General features: G+C 67.1%; 7 protein-coding genes. 2 read left to right on the forward strand and 5 right to left on the reverse strand.

The genetic code is table 11. The features are described 5' to 3' along the window. Window positions 1–8 precede the first annotated feature (8 nt). Both BLQ71_RS12835 and BLQ71_RS12840 read left to right on the forward strand, forming a co-directional pair. Window positions 9–2,111: an NAD-dependent epimerase/dehydratase family protein gene (locus BLQ71_RS12835; RefSeq protein WP_074621996.1), complete on the forward strand. Its 2,103-nt coding sequence runs from the start codon at window positions 9–11 to the stop codon at window positions 2,109–2,111. A 210-nt stretch (window positions 2,112–2,321) separates the two neighbouring features. Beyond that, on the forward strand, window positions 2,322–3,734 hold the full coding sequence (locus BLQ71_RS12840; RefSeq protein ID WP_229754854.1) for a CpsD/CapB family tyrosine-protein kinase: 1,413 nt from the start codon (window positions 2,322–2,324) through the stop codon (window positions 3,732–3,734). Window positions 3,735–3,817: 83 nt separating this feature from the next. Here BLQ71_RS12840 and BLQ71_RS12845 read toward each other — a convergent pair whose 3' ends face one another. The 5 genes from BLQ71_RS12845 to BLQ71_RS12865 form a co-directional block, all read right to left on the reverse strand. Beyond that, window positions 3,818–5,146 (reverse strand): GumC family protein, encoded by a 1,329-nt coding sequence (locus tag BLQ71_RS12845; RefSeq protein WP_074621997.1) that lies wholly within the window; start codon window positions 5,144–5,146, stop codon window positions 3,818–3,820. Between the two features lie 235 nt (window positions 5,147–5,381). Continuing rightward, window positions 5,382–6,050 (reverse strand): 4'-phosphopantetheinyl transferase family protein, encoded by a 669-nt coding sequence (locus BLQ71_RS12850; RefSeq protein ID WP_083342237.1) that lies wholly within the window; start codon window positions 6,048–6,050, stop codon window positions 5,382–5,384. A 5-nt stretch (window positions 6,051–6,055) separates the two neighbouring features. Beyond that, window positions 6,056–10,549: a MupA/Atu3671 family FMN-dependent luciferase-like monooxygenase gene (locus tag BLQ71_RS12855; RefSeq protein WP_074621999.1), complete on the reverse strand. Its 4,494-nt coding sequence runs from the start codon at window positions 10,547–10,549 to the stop codon at window positions 6,056–6,058. Window positions 10,550–10,554: 5 nt separating this feature from the next. Further along, window positions 10,555–11,571, reverse strand: coding sequence for a glycosyltransferase family 2 protein (locus BLQ71_RS12860; protein WP_074622000.1), 1,017 nt, complete (start codon window positions 11,569–11,571; stop codon window positions 10,555–10,557). 5 nt (window positions 11,572–11,576) lie between these two features. After that, window positions 11,577–18,041: a type I polyketide synthase gene (locus BLQ71_RS12865; RefSeq protein WP_074622001.1), complete on the reverse strand. Its 6,465-nt coding sequence runs from the start codon at window positions 18,039–18,041 to the stop codon at window positions 11,577–11,579. Window positions 18,042–18,160: the final 119 nt, after the last annotated feature.

Raw genomic sequence — 18,160 nt, forward strand, 5'->3', positions numbered from 1 at the left:
TTTAACCCATGTCCACCCCCATCCGCGTCGGCCTGATCGGGGCCGGTTACATCGCAGACTGGCACGCCGACGCCCTGCGCGCGACCCCGGGCGTCGAGGTCACGGCGGTCTGCGACATGCGCGAAAGCGCCGCCCGCGCGCTGGCCGAGCCGCTTGGCGCGAGGGTGTTCACAACTGTCACCGAGCTGATCGATTCGAAGGCCTGCGACGCCGTCCACATCTTGACGCCGCCAAATATACATAAGGATATCGCGACTCAGTGCCTCACCGGCGGGCTGCACGTGCTTGTGGAAAAACCTGTGGCTGAATCCGGCGACGAGACCGATTCCATCCACAGGGCAGCGGTGGAGGCGAACCGCAAATTCCACCCCGGGCACAACTTTCTTGGCCTGCCATCCTATGTCCGCATGAAAGAGGCACTGGCGGCGGGCGACTATGGCCGTGTCTCTTCGGCAGAGATCACCTGGGCACTGCCGCTGGCGCCGCTGCGGTCGGGTCCGTTCAACCTGTGGCTCTTGCGGCAGCCGAAAAACCTGCTGCTGGAACTGGGGCCGCACCTGGTGGCCTTTGCGCAGGACCTTTTCGGTGACATGGAAATCCTGCACGCCCATGCGACCCATCCCGTGATGCTGCCGGGAGAGGACCCGCGCCCGCAGGGGTTCCGCATCCTGGCCCGCGCCGGACAGGTCGAGATCACCTTTACGCTGGCGATGGTGGAAACCATCGACGACCGCTCCGTCACCCTGCGCGGCTCATCCGCCCGGGCGCGGCTGGACTTTGCGCAGGACGTGCTGGTGGTGGAGCGGGAAAACGCCGCCGATCTGGTGGCCAACCCGCTGAAGAAACAGTTGGAACTGTCCCGCCAGCATCGGCGCGAAGGGCTGTCGAACGCCTGGACACAGCTCCGCTCGCTGAACACCCGAAATCCCTATGGCCTGTCCTTTCGGGGCATGAACGCCGCGATCTATGGCGCTCTGGCCGAGGGCAAGCCGCAGGATGCACGCTTTTCCGGCGAAAGCGCGGTCAAGGTCATGCGCACCATCGACGCGATGATCGCGAAACTGCCGCCCGAGACCCTGAAGACCACCGCCCCAGCCGTGCAGACCCGGCACCCGAAACCGACGGCGATGGTCATCGGCGGCACGGGTTTCATCGGCCGCGCCCTGACCCGGCGCCTTGTGGCCGACGGGCGTGACGTGCGGGTGCTGTCGCGCGGGACATCCGGCCCCTTCCCCGACCTGCCCGACAACGTCGAAACCGTCTCTGCCTCGCTCCATGATCTCGACGCGCTGACAGAGGCGATGCAGGGGATCGAGGTGGTCTTCAACCTGGCCAAGTCGCTGGACGACACCTGGGCCGATTGCCTGAAAAACGATGTCGGCGTGGCTCTGCGCATCGCGATGGCCAGCGAAAAGGCCGGTGTCAAACGGCTGATCTACACCGGGACCATCGCCAGCTACGACATGTCCGATCCGAACGTGCAGATCACCGAGGACACCGGCTTTGCCGAGGACATGACAGACCGCAACCTGTATGCCCGGTCCAAGGCAGAATGCGAACGCAAGCTGCTGGAACTGCACCGGGAACGGGGTCTGCCGCTGGTCATCGCGCGGCCCGGGATCGTCGTTGGCCACGGCGGACCGCTGCAACATTGGGGCATCGGGCGCTGGCACGGGGCGGGCGCGGTGCGCATCTGGGGTCACGGGCGTAACATCCTGCCCTTTGTCCTGATCGACGACGTGGCCGACGGGCTGGTGCGGATGATCGACGCGCCCGTCGAAGGGCAGAGTTTTAACCTGATCGGAGAGCCGATGCTCTCGGCCCGAGGCTATTTCAACGCCATCCACGAAACGCTGGGCGCAAAAATCCGCGTGGTGCCGGGCAACCTGAACGCCTTTTATGCCTCTGACGCGATGAAATACCTGCTCAAGAAATACGCCCTGCGGCGCCAGGGCGTGATCCGCCCCTCGCTGGCCGACTGGAAAAGCCGGGCGCATTTCTCACCCTTCGTGAACACGCGGCCAAAGGACGTGCTGGGCTGGCAGCCCGAGACCGACAAGGCCCGTTTCGTCGAAGAGGCGATCACGCGGGCCAACCTCTTTGGCTTTTGACCCCGCTGGATTGGCTGTGCTGGTCAACAATCCCGGCGTTTCCACCTTATTCTGGCCAGATTTGGCTGGTTTAACGAAAATCGACCGGGTGTCCTTGTGGCGATCCCGAACACGGAAAACTGAATCGCGCCCTGCAGATTGGCGGGGCACAAGGGTATCATGGGCCGCACGGGCGACACGCGCGGCCCGGAAGGCCGCGGAGCAAGGGGCATGAACATGATGGACAGCCCGAAATTCCGGCGCAAACGCACATCCGCCACGGGATCGGCACGCCCCGTGTCCGAACCGCCTGACCCCGTGCGCCCGCTGGACGAGACCGCGCGCGAGGCCGCCCGCAAACGCGACGCGGCCGCAGAACAGGCCCGGTCAGAGGCAGAGGCCCACCGCATTGCCGAGGCCGCAGACAAGGCGAAGGCCCGCGAAAAGGCGCAGGAAAAACTCCGCCGCCGCGCAGAACTCGAAGAACTTGCGCGCGCCGAGGCGCTGCGCCGCGTCATGGCCGCCCGCGCCCGGCGCGAAGCCGAGGCCCGCGAAGCCGCCGAACGCGCAGAGGCCGAGGCCGCATTGCAGGCCGAGAAACAGGCCGAAGAACGCCGCATCGAGGCCGAGCGCGCGGACGAGGAACGCGCCGCAGAGGCCCGGCGGAAAGCCGCGGAAGAAAAGGCCGAGGCCGAACGCCTTGCCGAAGAGGAAAAACGAGCCGAACAGGTGCGCCTGGCCGAGGCCAGGACCGCCGAAGACGCCGCGCGCCGCGCTGAGGAAGAGCGCCTTGCACGGGAGCGCGCCGAAGCAACCGAGACCGTACCCCCGCTGGCACTGACGGGCATGGTCCCGGTGACGGAGCAACCGGCCAGCACGCCCGCCTCTGCCCGGGCGCCACAAGAACCGGACCCGGTAGACAGTGCCTGGGCCAGACTGTCGGAAATGACCGTCGACAAGGGGCATCTGGACCGGAACCGCATCATCACCGCCAGCCGCGATGATCCCGCCCATGCGGCCTTTGACGTGCTGCGCACCCGGCTTTTGCAGGCCCTGCACGAGAACGGCTGGCGCCGCGTCGCGATCACCTCTCCGGGCAAGGAATGCGGCAAGACCTTCACCGCCGCCAACCTGGCCATCAGCCTGTCACGACAGGAAAACTGCCGGACCTTGCTGCTGGACCTCGACATGCGCCGGCCCAGCCTGCACAGGATCCTGGGCGTCTCGGACCCCGGCTCTCTGGGTGACATGCTGCGCGGCATGACAGCGCCGGGCGATCACCTGTTGCGGATGGGGCGCAACCCGGTCAACGCCGGGCGCAACATCGCCTTCGGTCTCAACGGCCGGCCCGAAGCCTATGCCTCGGAACTGCTGCAGGACCCGCGTGCCGAGAGCTGCCTGCAGCGGATCGAGGACGAATTCGACCCCGACGTCGTGTTGATCGACCTGCCCCCGGCCCTTTCCTACGACGACGTGATCGCGGCGCGGCCCCTGTTCGATGGTGTTCTGCTGGTGATCGGCGGCGGAATGACGACGGAAAAGGAAATCGCCGAGGTCGAACGGCGCCTGGGCGATGGCACTCCGATCCTGGGGATGATCCTCAACAAGGCCGAAGGCACCGAACTCGACCGTTACAGTTATTGAGGCCGGGCGCCCCCGTGCCCGGCCCACAAGCACGCTCTCCAGCTGCAGGGCAAGCGCACCCGTACCTCTGTTATGTCTCGCGACTAGCCTCGGATCGCCCGTGGCAGGAACCGTTCGGTGAACTCTGCCAGCACCGGTGACCGATCCCAGAGCAGTTTCAGGCCCAGGCCGAGGATCGCGAAGATCGCCAGCAGTTTGCCAAGCAGTTTCAACCCGCCGCTTCGGCGGTCCTGCCGGGTCGTCACCACCGGGATCGCGACCACCGGCTGAATGCCCAGCGCCCGCTCCATCTGGGCCGCGCTGCGGATCACCGGGTTCATCGTCTCGATCAGGAAGGCCAGGCCAAGCGCCGCTATCAGGCTGGCCACACCGCCCATCATGGCCAGCTTCTTACGGCTGCGCGACACCGGGTATTCCGGGACAAGCGCGGTTTCCAGGACCTCGAAACGGTCCGTGGCCTTGCGATCCTCCAGCAATTGCCCTAGCTCGGCCTCGGCCTTGCGCCGGGTGATCACGCCGTATTGTTCCTGCAGGCGGGTCATCTCGCGGTCCAACCGGTTCAGCTCGCGCTCGACCTCGGGCGCGCCCTCGATCTGGGCCTCGATCTGGGTGATCCGCGCCGCGATCAGGGCCTTCTGTTCCTGCAGGGCGGCGATCTGGCGTTCACGCACCTCGTCCCGGGTCCGGTCGCTGGAGGTCTGCATCGTCAGGATCTGCTGATCCAGTTCCAGGTCCGTGTCCCGCAGGCTGCCCAACTGCGACCGCAGGTCGACAACACCCGTGGGCAGTTGCTCGGCATTCAAGCGCTTGAACTCGGCGATCTCCGCTTCCAGCACGTCGATCTCGGCGCCCACGCGCGTCTCTTCGGCGACGAAGAAATCCAGCGTGTCGCGGGCGCGGCTTGCGCTTCGGTCGCGCGACTGGTCGATCACCGACTGCATCAGCTCGTTCGCCACGTCCGCCGCCTTTTGCGCGTCATCCATCTGGACGGAAATCATCAGCCCCGAGGGCGCGTTGCCACCGGGCGCAAAACTTTGCGCCTGGCCGAGAAGCTGTTGAATACGCACCGAATCCCGCAGTCGACCAACACGTTCGCTCATGGTCATGGTGGGGTCGGCACTGAAAAGGGCGTGTTTTTCCATGATCCGCACCAGGTTGTCCCGTGCCATCAGGCGCTGTTCGATCAGTCGGACCCGACGAGCGGCGTCATTGGTCGCGGCCAGCGCCCCGGCCAGCTGATCGGGCACCTGGGCATCCTCGATCTGGACAACCGCCGTCGCCTCGAACACCTTGGTCTGCCCCATCGCGTAATACAACGAGGCAAGGCAGCCCAGGAACGTGACCACCAGGATCAACAGGGCGCGACGTTTGAGGGCGGCGAAAACTTCGCCGATGGACTGGAACTGACTCATTTCAACACTCCCGCAAAACCGCCCCCGGTGCGGAGACGACACGGACCGGGCGTGCCCCGAACGCGCCATCTTCAGGTCCCAATCTAGCAAATCTGCCTAAATTTCGCCACGACTTGGCTAAGGAAAAGCCGGAAACAATGCGTGTCGCGTCTGCGAACCAGCGCCATGTTTCCGCCTTATTTCCAGCTGGATACAGGTAAACAGCGGGTAATTGCGGCAACTTTGTGTTCTGGGTTCAGGAAATGTCCGCCGGGACGGCGCTCAGAGACAGGATCAAACCGTTCCCGACCACCTGGCGCAGGGGCAGATCCCACCGCGATTCGGGCGGAATTGAGGCAACTTCGGGATGATCGGTAAACCGGGCGCAGCCCTGCCCCAGGTCAACCTGAAGCCCGTGAAAGCCAAAGACCTGCCCCGCCAGCGGGTAATGCGCCTTGTAGGCGGCCTCCTTGGCGGAAAACAGGCGCTTGGCACGGGCAGCCCGGGCCCCTGCGGGCAAAAGCCCAAGCTCTTCGGGCAGACAGATCTCGGGGATCAGGTCCTCGGCCAGCGGGTCATCCCCTTCGACGTCGATGCCAAGGCTTCGATAGTCTGCATCCCGCGCGACCACGCCCAGACAAACCCCCTCGGCATGGCTGATACTGCCGACCAGCCCCTTGGGCCAAACCGGCGCGCGGTCGGCGCCCATCGGGATCGCCGCATCTGCCAAACCCAACTGCGCCATCGCGCGGCGGGCGGCAAGGCGACCGGCGGCAAACTCTGCGCGCCGCTCCGGGCGGGCGCGGGCGATGGCCGCCGCCTCTGCCGGATAAAGTTCCCCCTCTCCGGGGACCGCCACACCCCAGCCCACACCCCGCAAAGAGCCGATCTGGCGAACCAGGTCTTCCAGATGGGCTGCCGGCACGGTTTTCAGGCCCGGCGCCGGGCGCGCATCTCACGCCGCCGCGCCATCGCCTCGCTTCGGGATTGCGCCCGGTCGGGGGTGGCAGCGGGTGCCGGGTCAGGTTTGGGCGCAACAGGCGCCGCAGGCGCGCGCACCATCCCGTCGGCCAACCCGGCCACCCGCGCCGCAAGATCCGCCAGAACCGGAAAGCGGAAGATGTCGGTGATCGACAGTTTCGCGGCCCCCAGTTCCTCGCGGATCGCCCGATGCGCCTGCACTGCCAGCAATGAATGCCCGCCGAGGTCAAAGAAATTGTCCCGGCCAGAGGCCACAACCCCCAGCGTGCGCTGCCATATGGCGGCAATCGCGGCCTCGACCTGGGCGGCATCGCCCCCGGTCGCGGGGACCACCGGGGCAACCGGCGCGGGCGCCGGTTTCGCCGCGACGGCCTGCGGCTTGGGCAGCGCCTTGCGGTCGACCTTTTTGTTGGGGGTCAGCGGGAAGGCATCGAGATGCACGAAGCGCCCCGGCACCATGATGGCGGGCAGGTCGCGCGCCATCGCGGCCTTGACCGCGGCCTCGTCCTTGGCCGCGCCGGTGTAATAGCCCACCAGTCGCACGTCGCCCGGCACATCCTCGCGCGCAAGGACCGCGCCCTGCGTGACCCCGGCGATGGCCTCGAGGCAGGCCTCGATCTCGCCCAGCTCGATCCGGTGGCCGCGCAGTTTGACCTGGTGATCCACCCGACCGACAAAGTCGATCCGTCCATCCGCACGCCGCCGCACCAGATCACCGGTGCGGTACATGCGCCCGCCGTGAAACGGGTTCTCGACAAACCGCTCTGCCGTTAGGTCGGCACGGTTCCAATAGCCGCGCGTCACACCCTCTCCACCGATCCACAGCTCGCCTTCCTGCCCGACGCCCACCGGGGCGCGGTCCTCGTCGAGGACGTAAAGCTGTTGATTGGCCAGCGGCAGGCCGATGTTGACCACCGCCTCTCCCGGTTCGGCGCGCGTGCAGGAGGACCAGATCGTCGTTTCCGTTGGCCCGTACATATTTGTAACGGTCGCCTGCGTGATCTGGGCAAACTCCTGCACAAGAGCACCGGGCAGAGGCTCTCCACCGAGGTATACATGTTGTACACTCTTGAGGGCAAAGCGCGCCTCGTCGTTCATCGCGATCATCCGGGCCATCGAAGGCGTGCATTGCAGATGCGTCACCCCGTGCCGCACGATCTGCGCGGCGATCGAGAAATCGTCCGGCGCCAGGTCCGTCGCACCGCCGCTTTGCGCAACGACCTGCGCCAGCGGCTTCAGCCCTTCCAGCACCGTCTCACGGTCGATGCCATAATCGATCAGGCAGGCGATTTCCGTGACGCCGATGGCCTGCACTTCCTCGGTGCGCTTCAGGGCGTCCTCGACCGTGCCGAACAGCCCGCTGTCGTTGAAATACCGCTCAAAGGCAAAGTCCAGGATCGCGTCCAGTTCCTCGGGCTCCAGCCCGTCCAGTTGCAGGTCAAAGGCGTTAGACACGCCCTCGGGCCGCTTGAAGGCCGGGAAGGCCCAGGCGTATTGCTTGATGAGACCGGCGGCGGAGCGCAGGTAATCCTTCATCGGTTCGCGCGCGATCTCGCGGGCATGGTCGCGGCTGTCGCTGAGAAAGCTGTGCAGCATCAGCGTGACCTTGAAGTCCGCCGGATCGTGCCCCGCCGCGCGCAGCGCCGCGTGGTACAGCTTGATCTTTTCACCGACCTCTTCGACCGACTGGCCCAGAAGATGCGTCAGCACGTTGCAGCCCGCCGCCCCGGCCTCTTGCCAGGTTTTCGGATTGCCGGCGGTCGTTACCCAGACCGGCAGTTCCTTCGACACCGGGCGCGGCTGGGTCACGACCTCGTGGATCGAACCATCCTTGCGCGGAAACCCCACGGCCTCGCCGCGCCACAGCTTTCGCACGGTCTCAAGGTCGCGCATCATGGCGGGCTTGTTTTCGGGCGGGGTATTCTCGGGGCGCAGCACAAAATCGTCGGGCTGCCAGCCAGAGGCAATCGCCATCCCCGCGCGCCCGTTGGTGAGGTTGTCGATCACCGCCCATTCCTCGGCGATCCGCGCGGGATGGTGCAGGGGCGCCACGACCGATCCGGCGCGCACGCCGATGTTTCTGGTCACACCGGCAACGGCGGCGCCGGTCACGCTGGGGTTCGGGTAGGGGCCGCCGAAGGCATGGAAATGCCGTTCCGGCGTCCAGACGGCGACAAAGCCGTTCTCATCGGCAAACTTCGCGCCGTCGAGCAGGAGCGCATATTTGTCCCGCCCGGCGCCATCGTCGTTGCCCCAGTAGTACAGGGAGAACTCCATGCCCTTGCCACGCGGCATCGGTCCCTTGGAAATCAGCGCCCGGTCCTCGTCGCCCGTCAGCACAACGGTCAGGCCGCGCGCGGTGGTCCAGAACAGCTCCAGCACGGATATGTCGAAGGACAGCGAAGTGACGGCAAGCCATGTCCCGTTGTCCTGCGGGATATGGGCGTCCATCCCTGTATAAAAGTTGCATACATTGCGATGCTCGACCATCACCCCCTTGGGCTTGCCGGTCGATCCGCTGGTGTAGATCAGGTAGGCAAGATCCTCTGGCCCGCTGGTGTCGGGCAGGTTTTCGACCGGCTGCGCGGCCAGGCGTGGCTCGGCGTCCAGTACCAGAAGCTGCGCATCATGACGCGGCAGGCAGGGGTCCACCGCGGCCTGCGTGACGATCACCTGCGCGCCGCTGTCCTCAACGAAATGTTGCAGGCGGTCCGCCGGATAGGACGGGTCCATCGGCAGGTAGGCGCCACCGGCCTTGAGGATCGCCAGCGCGCCCACCATCAGGTCGATCGAGCGGCGGCAGCAGAGGCCGACGATCTGACCCGGCACCACGCCCATCTCGCGCAGCAGGTGCGCGGCCCGGTTGGCGTGGGCGTTCAGATCGGCATAGGTGAGTTTCTGGTCCTCGAAGATCAACGCGACGGCATCGGGCGTTTTCGCTGCCTGATCCTCGAAGGCGCGGTGCATGGTCAGGTTGCGGGCATGGTTGGTTGCCGTGGCGTTCCATTGGTTCAGCACCAGGTCGCGTTCCGCCCCGGGCAGGCCCACGCCGGAGAATTCCAGCCGCGCCGCCAGCAGGTCCGCCTGTGCGGGCGGCAGGCGCCCGGAATCGTAGGACAGCACCGGCGCCTCGCCCAGGATCACGGTCATTACCGTGCCCGGCACATGGCCCGCGCCATCGACCGCAAGGCCGATCTGCGGCACATCGGGCCAGTTGAGGTCCGGCGCGCGGGCGGGCAGGTCCGTCGCCCAAGGGGTGGGTTTGGACACCGATCCCGCGCGCAATGGTGCCCAGGGAGCGACCAGACCGCTGGCGGCCAATGCCTCCAGCGCACCATCGGCCCATGCCAGGTCCACGGTCTCGCGCCCGCAAAGCACCTGCGCCCAGCGCATGACCTGCGCCACTGCCGCGTCCGGGGCCAAGGTAAGGGCGCGGGTGTCCAGTGCGCTTTCGCCCTCGGTCAGCCCGCCCAGCTCTGCCGGTTGCAGGTCGGCCAGAACACGGCGCATCACGCCGTCAACGCGCACAACTGGCGTCATGTCGACCGTTGGCACGGTATCCAGCACCTCACCGACACCCGCGATCTCTGCCACATCGACCGGCCTGCCGCAGATGCGCGTCAGCCCGGAAAGCACCAGCGCATGTTCGCCGCAGGCCACGGTCAACCGGTCGTCCGAAACGTCCAGCACCGTGCCCGGCGCGCCGTGCCCCTCTGTCAGCCGCGCATGACCGATCAGCCAGAGCGCCCCGCGCGCCCGGATCTTGGCCGCGCAGAGCGGGTTCCAGTAGGGGCCGTGATCCAGCGCCCGCACCAGCCGTTCCAGCTCTACCGCCGGGCGGGTGAAATCCAGCACGCCGTAGCCCTCGGGCCGGTCGGCCAGGGCGTGATAGCTGCGCTGTGCCAGGTCCTGCGGCACGCGGGTCAGCGCGCCGCTTTCAAGCTGGTCCAGCAGCGCCGGAAACGATCCCATCGCCGCTTCGTAGGCCTTGGTGTTCAGGGTCAGCGCCGTATCGCCGGGCCGGATGTCGAATTCCGCCTGCACCAGGATGTCGCCCTCGTCCACGCCGCCCTCGATCAGGTGCCAGGTGACACCGTGGCGGGTCTCGCCCTCGATCAGCGCCCAGACCGGCGCGTTCAGCCCGGCATGGCGCGGCAGGGGGCCATCGTGGAAATTGACCGCGCCCCGGGCGGGCAGGGCCAGAACATCATCGGGAATGATCGAGAGATTGGCGATGGAGAGCAGCCAGTCGAACCCACCGCCCAGCCGTGCCGCGAGACCCGCGCCCGGCGCCTCGACCCGCAGGCCACGCCCTTCGGCCCAGCCCCGCACGTCCGCGTTGTCCGTCACGACCGCCGCGATGGCGTTGCCCCGGTCCAGCGCCATTTCGGCACATTGCACCAGGAGCGATTCATTGCCCCAAAGAACGCAGGTCATAGCCATCTCGGTCACTCCGCTTGTGCTTTGGCCGCAACCCCGACCGGGGGCCGCACGGCCTCGCGCCGCTCCGGCAGGGGCCGGACCAGTGCCTTGGTGTCATGCAGGATCAGGTCGCGCAGGAAATGCGCCGGATCGGCGGGCGGTTTGCCTTGCACCAGCACCCGCAACCGCCAGAAAGCGCCGCCCAGCGCGTGCATCAGCGTCGCCAGCGCCGCATAGCCGCGCCCGTGGTTCTTGGAAAAATAGTGCCAGCGGCTGTCCAGCCAGAAGCCGGGGATACGTTGCCATTTCTTCATGCCGGTCGAGACAGAACCGATATGCGCCACCTCGCTGTCGCGCACGTAATGCGTTTCATACCCGGCGCGGGCGGCGCGCAGGCACAGGTCGGTTTCCTCGAAATACAGGAAAAACGTCTCGTCAAAGAGTCCGATTTCGTCCAGCACGCCTTGGCGCATCATGATCGACGCCCCGGCCAGCCAGTCCACGCGCCGCGTGGCCCCAGGCACACCGATGGGCACGGATTTCTGCCGCAAGGCACGGGACACCGGGCCAAAACGCATCGCGCCTTCCAGTTCCGACCAGATCGAAGGAAAACGGAAGGCGGTCACATGCGGCGCGCCGTCCTCGCCGTGGATATAGCTGCCCGCGAAACCGGCCTCGGGATGGGTTTCGAGGTGGTCGTAGAGGCGGCGGATCGCGTCCGGCGCCGGGAAGGCATCGGAGTTCAGCAGATAGACGTAATCCGGCGTGCTGCCGTCTCGCATCCCGGCACGGATGCCCAGGTTGTTGCCTGCGCCGAAGCCGCCGTTCACACCCGATTGCAGCAGCCGGACCGGCGCACCCTGCGCCCAGTCCTCTGTCGCCAACGCCTGTTCGATCCGTTCGAACGATCCGTCGCCGGAGTCGTTGTCCACGACGACCAGTTCCGCATCCATCCCCTGCATGGCCTGCAGGGCCGCACGGACAGAGCGCAGGGTCATCTCTGCCGTGCGATAGTTCAGCGATACCACCAGGACCCGTGCCATGCCGCTCACTCCGCCGCGTGGCCGGGAAAGGCCACCACTTCGCCGTGACCAATGCTCTCCGCCTCGGCGCTCTCGATCGCCTCGCGCATCAGCCCGGCCAGCACCCGCACGTTGGGTTCCAGCACCATGCTGTCATGGTCGCCCGGCACCTCGTGCACCTCGACCCCCGGCACCATCAGGCCCCAGTCGTTGTCAGGCGTCACATAGGTGCGTTCGCTGTTGACCAGCGCCCCGCCCGAAACCGTCCACTTGCCCGACAGCGGCGGACGGTACAGCACCACGCGTCCATCCCAGGGCCGGACCTGGTAGGCCGCGATGGCCCGGTAGAAGGCCGCCTCGATCTCGGCGTTGTGGAAGGCGTGTTCGGCGCCGGTGTCCTGCGTCTGGCGACGCTTGGCAAACTCCCAGGCGATGCGGTTCCTGCCCCAGATGAACGGATAGAGCGGGCCCTTTTCCCTGGCCTGCTGCCACTGGATCATCATCCGATCCCGGCGCGACAGGGGGCGCCGCTGCGGCAAAGGCGTGTCCAGCATCACAACCAGCGACACCTCTTCGCCGGCAACCTCCAGCTGGCGGGCAACCTCGTAGGCGCTGATCCCCCCGCCCGAGAATCCGCCAACCATGTAGGGGCCGTGCGGCTGGACCTGCCGCATCTCGGCGATGTAGTCGCGCGCGGCTTCCTCGATGCTGTCATGCGGCGCCGCGCCGCCATAGAGCCCGCGCGCCTGCACGCCATAGAACGGCCGGTCGCTGCCCAAGAGATGCGCGAGGTGGCGCAGGTTCAGCACGTTGCCGAACATGCCCGCGATCAGGAAGAAGGGCTGCCGTGCGCCGCCGTCGCCGTCATGCATGGGCACAAGATGGGTGAACCGGCGCTGCGGCGCCTTCGGCGCGGCGTAGGGATCGCCTTCGACCGGGCCGATCTGGTCCTCGATCAGCGCGGCACAGGCGCGGATCGTCGGCGCCTCGAACAGGATGGAAATCGGGAAATCGACGCGGAAGGCCTTTTTGACCATCGCAAACAGCCGCACCGCGATCAGCGAATGCCCGCCCAGGTCAAAGAAGCTGTCCTCGACACCCACATCGGTGACGCCCAGCAGATCCTCCCAGAAGCCGGCCAGCCGGGTCTCGATCTCGCCCTCGGGGGCAACGTAATCGCTTTCCAGCTGCGGGCGTTCGAAGGTCTGGCCAGAGGTCGCCTCGGCGACCGAGGCCCCCGTCTGCGCGGTCAGCGCATCCAGATCCATCGACGAGACCACGACCTGCTTTGCCCCCAGCGCCAGCGCCCGGTGGAAGGCCTCGACCCCCTCGGCGGGCAGGATGCCCTGGCTCAGGTTGTGCGCCAGCCGTTCCTCGGCGGGAGACAGGGGCTGCGTGGCGTCGCCGTCCTCGACCTCCAGTTCCGCCGCGGTCAGGCGCGGCGCGCTTTTCAGGATGTCGGCACTGGCCAGCTTGCGGATGGTAAAGCCGGAGATTTCCACCAGCACCGCGCCTTTGGGATCACACAGCGTGACGTCAAAGCTGGCCGTTTCGCCATCGGCCCGGTTGTCGGCGGCGTTTCGCACCCAGCTGACCACCCGTTTCCCCAGCGGTGCATGAACCCGCATGCGGCCATAGCGCACCGGCACCCAAAGGTGCGTCGGCTGATAGCCCGCGATCAGGTCCATCGCCCAGCCGGTGGCAATGTCCATCAGCGCCGGATGCAATGGCATGTCGGGCGCCGCGGCACCTGCGGGCAAAGACAGATCGGCGATCCCCTCTCCCTTGCCCAGCGCGCGGGCATCGAGCACCTTCCAGCTTGGACCGAAGGCCAGATGCACCTCCTGCGCCGAGGTCAGCTTGGCGCCATTGCCATCGACGCGCGCCGGGCAGCGCGCCCGGATCGCGCCCAGGTCCAGCGGTGCGGGCCGGGCCAGGGGCATCAGCGACAGCGCGCCCTGCGCGGTCAGCGCAAAACCCTGCCGCCCGTTCAGCGTGGCATCGGCCAGCACGTCAAACCCATAGCCATCGTCGGCGCGCGTCAGGCGCAGGCGCATGTCACGCGAGCCCCCGGGGGCCACCCGCAAGGGCCGCAGAAAGGCAAGGTCGCGGATTTCGAACCCGCCACTTTCGCCATGCGCCTGAAGCGCTTGCGCTGCCATCGACAGGTAGCCGGTACCGGGCAGCAGGGCGTCTCCCGCCCGCGTCCTGTGCTGGTCGATGAACCAATCCGTCTCCGCGTACTGCGCGGTGAACAACCGGTTGCCGTGGCTGTCGAAAGTCGCCTCGGCCAACATCTCTTGCGTGACGGGCGTGACGGGCGGTTTCGGCAGGTCGCCGGTCCGGGCCGCGACCGCCTCTGCCGCCATGCCGACCTCGTTCCAGATGCCCCAGTTGATCGCCACAACCCGCGTCTTGCCGCTGCGTGCACGGGCAAAGGCATTGAGGAACTCGTTTGCGGCGACATAGTCGACCTGCCCGGCGGGTGCCGTGACGGTCGAAGAAGACGAAAACAGCGCCATCCAGTCCAGGCTGCCGTCCGGAAAAACCTCTCCCAGCACCTCCGTGCCGTGGATCTTCGGTGTGAACACATCCTCGACGCTGGAGGGCGATTTGGCCAGCAGGGGCGCGTCGTCGATCACCCCCGCGCCGTGGATGACCCCGGTGATCGCGCCAAAGCACTCCTCGACCGCGCGCCGGGCCGCCTGAACCTGGCCCAGGTTGCAGACATCCGCCGCCACCACCATGACCTCGGCGCCCGCCTCTTCGAGCGCGGTGACGGCGCGGATGCGCCGGGCCACCCGGTCCTGCGGCGCATGGCGGCGCAGGTAATCGTCCCACTCCGCCCGGTCGGGCAGGGGCTTGCGCGCCATCAGCGCCAGTTTTGCCCCGCGCGATGCAAAATCCCGCGCCAGGGTCAGGCCGATCCCGCCAAATCCGCCGGTGATCAGGTAGGTTCCGCCCGGCTTCACCTCGGGCGCCTCATCCAGTGCAACGGGTTTCATCGCGCATTCAAACCGGCGACCCCCGCGCAGCGCCGCAATCCGGTCGCCCGGCTCGCTCACCAGCTCCTCCAGCACGCGGGCCGTCAACGCCGCCATCGCGCTCTCATGCGCCGCCTGGGCCCTGGCCCGGCCCCAGAAAGGCGCCTCGACTAGGGCGGGCAAAGTCACGTCCAGCGTGGCAACGCTCATGCCCGGCAATTCGCGCGGGATCACCCGCGCCGGCCCGGCAATGGTCGCCTTTTCAGGGTAGGGCAGCGCCTCATCCCGCAGTTGCGCAGCCCCATTGGTCACGATGGTGACTTGCCGGGGGCGCGGCAGGCCCTCGCCCTCGATCGCCTGCGCCAGGAACATCAGCGCGTAAAAGCCCTGTTCCTGAACCCTATGAAAAAAGCTCGACCCGGGGCGGTGGGTCTCACCCTCTGTCAGCAGCCAGAAATGCCCGATGCGCGTCGGCACCACCCCGCGCGCCGCCAGGTCCTGCACCAGCAGGTCATAGCCCTCGCGCCCACGCTCGGGCGCCAGCACATAGCCCTCGCCCACACGGGCAAAGGCATCACCGGGGCGCACCTCGACAACGGTATTCCCCGCCATGCGCAGCCGGTCCGCCAACCGCGCGGCCACTCCGGCCTCGTCCATGAACATCAGCCAGACCTGCGGCGCGGCATCGGACAGTCCATCGACCACGTCCACCTCGACCGGGGCAGAGCGTGGCCGCCAGACCGGCTGCCATCCCCATTCCCCGATCTCGTCATTGCGCATCAAATAACTGGGCGCCTTCTCCGCCGCCTCCCCCGGCTCGATGAAATACCGGCTGCGCTGAAAGGCATAGCTGGGCAGGACCACGCGATTGCGCCGTGCCTCGCCCCAAACCTGGGTCCAGTCGATCCCGACGCCCAGCGCCGCCAACCGTCCCAGCACCTCGAACATGTGCTTGTCGTCGGCAATCGGCTCGTCCGGGTGCCGCAGAGAGGACAGGACCCGGTTGCCCCCCACCTGCTGCCGCGCCAGCGAGGTCAGCGCCTTGCCCGGCCCGACCTCAAGGAAAACCCGGTTGTCCGCGTCCAGCGTGCCGATGCAATCGGCAAACAGCACCGTACCGCGCAGATGCGCGACCCAATACTCCGGATCGGTGGCCTGCTCCGCCGTCATCAGCGCGCCGGTCCGGTTCGAGGTCAGCGGCAACTCGGGCGCGCGCAACTCGATCCCCCGGAGGTAGGCGCCGAACTCCGCAAGGATCGGCTCCAGCATCCGGCTGTGCGCCGCGATGTCGATGCCGATGCGGGTGCATTGCACCTCGCGCCGCTCCAGCTCCGCCTGCAAGGCTTCCAGCGCCGCCTGCGGCCCCGAGGCCACCGAGAGCTCCGGCCCGTTCACCGCGCCAAGGTCCAGATCGTCGCCCAGCAGGGGCCGCAACATCTCGGCGGGCAACCCGACGGACAACATGCCCCCCGCAGGCACCGTATCGAACAGCCGCCCGCGCAGGTGCACCAGCCCGATGCAATCCTCGAAGCCCATGACGCCCGCGACACAAGCCGCCGTGTTTTCCCCCATTGAGTGACCAGTCAGCGCGCCGGGCGTCACGCCCCAGCTTATCCACAACTGCGCCAGCGCATATTCGGTGATCATGATCAGCGGCAGTTGCAGAGAGGGCTGCAACAGGGCCCGGTCCGCCTCGGCCTCTGCCCCGCGCGCGGGCAGCCACAGATCACGCACCCCTGGCTTCTTCTTGGCGGAAATACCCCCATCGACATCTCCGCCAGAAATTCGCTCGAGGTGATCCAGCCCCCGGTCCATCCACTCGGCAAAGACCGGCTCCGTCTCGTAGAGATCGCGCGCCATGCCCGCGTATTGCGCGCCGCCTCCGGGGAACATGAAGACGACCTCGGGCCGGTCCAGCGCGTCATGGGTAAAGACCCGGCGCGCATCACCGCCCTCCAGCAGGCGCGCCGCCTCCTCGTGGCTTTCGGCCACCACCACGCGGCGCTTCTCGAACGCGCGACGCCCTTCCTTCAGGGTAAAGGCCACATCGGCCAGGTCCTGTTCGGGATGGGCGCGCAGATGCGCGGCCACCCGCGCGGCATTCTCGTCCAGCGCCGTTTTGCTCCGCCCCGAGACGGTCAGGATCTGGAACGGCCAGTCGCTTTCGTCGCTCGGCCCGCGCTCCGGCGCCTCTTCCAGCACCACATGGGCGTTGGTGCCGCCCACGCCCAGCGAGTTCACGCCCGCCCGGCGCGGATGTCCCGCGCGCGGCCAGTCGGTCAGCCGGTCGTTCACGCGGAACGGCGAGTGTTCGAAATCAATGGCAGGGTTCGGCGCCTCGAAGCCCAGCGAGGGCGGCATCTGCCGATTGTGCAGCGCCAGCGCGGCCTTGATGAGGCTCGCCACGCCGGCAGCCGTGTCCAGGTGGCCGATGTTGGTCTTGACCGACCCGATGCGGCAGTGGCCCACGGCATTCGACGTTTCGGAAAAGGCCTCGGTCAGGGCGGCGACCTCGATGGGATCGCCCAGGTAGGTGCCGGTGCCGTGGCATTCGACATAGTCCACGGTATCGGCGCTGATCCCGGCAAAGGCCTGCGCCTCGGCCACGGCGCTCGCCTGTCCCTCGACACTGGGGGCCAGGTATCCGGCCTTTTGCGCGCCGTCGTTGTTGACGGCCGACCCCTTGATGACCGCGTAGATGTGATCGCCATCTGCCACCGCATCCGCCAGTCGCCGCAGCACCACGACGCCCGCACCGGAGCCAAAGACCGTGCCCTTGGCACGATGGTCGAAGGCGTGGCACTGCCCGTCGGGCGAGAGGATCTCGTTTTCCTTGTAGAGATAGCCGCGCCCCTGCGGCAGCTCGATGGTCACGCCGCCCGCGATGGCCATGTCGCATTCGTCGTTGAGCAGCGCCTGCACCGCGTAATGCGTCGCCACCAGCGAGGTGCTGCAGGCCGTCTGCAGGTTGATCGACGGCCCGTGCAGGTCCAGCACGTGGCTGAGGCGCGTTGTCATGAAATCCTTGTCGTTCCCGGTATGGCGCAACAGGAACATGCCGGTGTTGTCCACCAGATCCGGGTTGGAACAGACGTTGAAATAGAAATACGACCCCATCCCGCAGCCGGCAAAGACACCCACCTGGCCGTCAAAGCTGTCCGGCACGTGGCCCGCGTTTTCCAGCGCCTCCCAGGCGGTCTCCAGGAACTGGCGATGCTGAGGATCCATGATCGCCGCCTCCTTTGGACTGAATCCAAAGAACTCGGCGTCGAAATGCGCAAAGTCCTGCAGCGGGGCGGCAAAGGGCACGTAGTCTCGGTGACGCATCAGCCCGGGGTCTTCACCCGCCTCGCGCAACTCGTCCTCGGACAGGCGCCGGATCGAGGAAACGCCGTCACGCAGGTTGCGCCAGTATTCGGAGATATCGGCGGCCCCCGGCAGGTGGGCTGCCATGCCGACGATGGCGATATCGGTCTCACCGTACTGCTGCGCCGTCTCACCCGTCATGCCGGACCTCGAAAAAACATGCGCCGCCACCCGGTGTCACAGGTGACGGGGAATTGCGGCGATTTTTAGGAAAACGCACCCATGTCCGCCCGATTCCGGGCCGGACTGGCGGATAGCCT

Source organism: Antarctobacter albus (assembly GCF_900101505.1).
GTDB lineage: Bacteria > Pseudomonadota > Alphaproteobacteria > Rhodobacterales > Rhodobacteraceae > Antarctobacter > Antarctobacter albus.

Bases quoted from the DNA above. Each gene is read 5' to 3' on its own strand.
- BLQ71_RS12835 (WP_074621996.1), top strand. From the start codon at position 9: ATGTCCACCCCCATCCGCGTCGGCCTGATCGGGGCCGGTTACATCGCA.
- BLQ71_RS12840 (WP_229754854.1), top strand. From the start codon at position 2,322: ATGAACATGATGGACAGCCCGAAATTCCGGCGCAAACGCACATCCGCC.
- BLQ71_RS12845 (WP_074621997.1), bottom strand. From the start codon at position 5,146: ATGAGTCAGTTCCAGTCCATCGGCGAAGTTTTCGCCGCCCTCAAACGT.
- BLQ71_RS12855 (WP_074621999.1), bottom strand. From the start codon at position 10,549: ATGGCTATGACCTGCGTTCTTTGGGGCAATGAATCGCTCCTGGTGCAA.
- BLQ71_RS12860 (WP_074622000.1), bottom strand. From the start codon at position 11,571: ATGGCACGGGTCCTGGTGGTATCGCTGAACTATCGCACGGCAGAGATG.
- BLQ71_RS12865 (WP_074622001.1), bottom strand. From the start codon at position 18,041: ATGACGGGTGAGACGGCGCAGCAGTACGGTGAGACCGATATCGCCATC.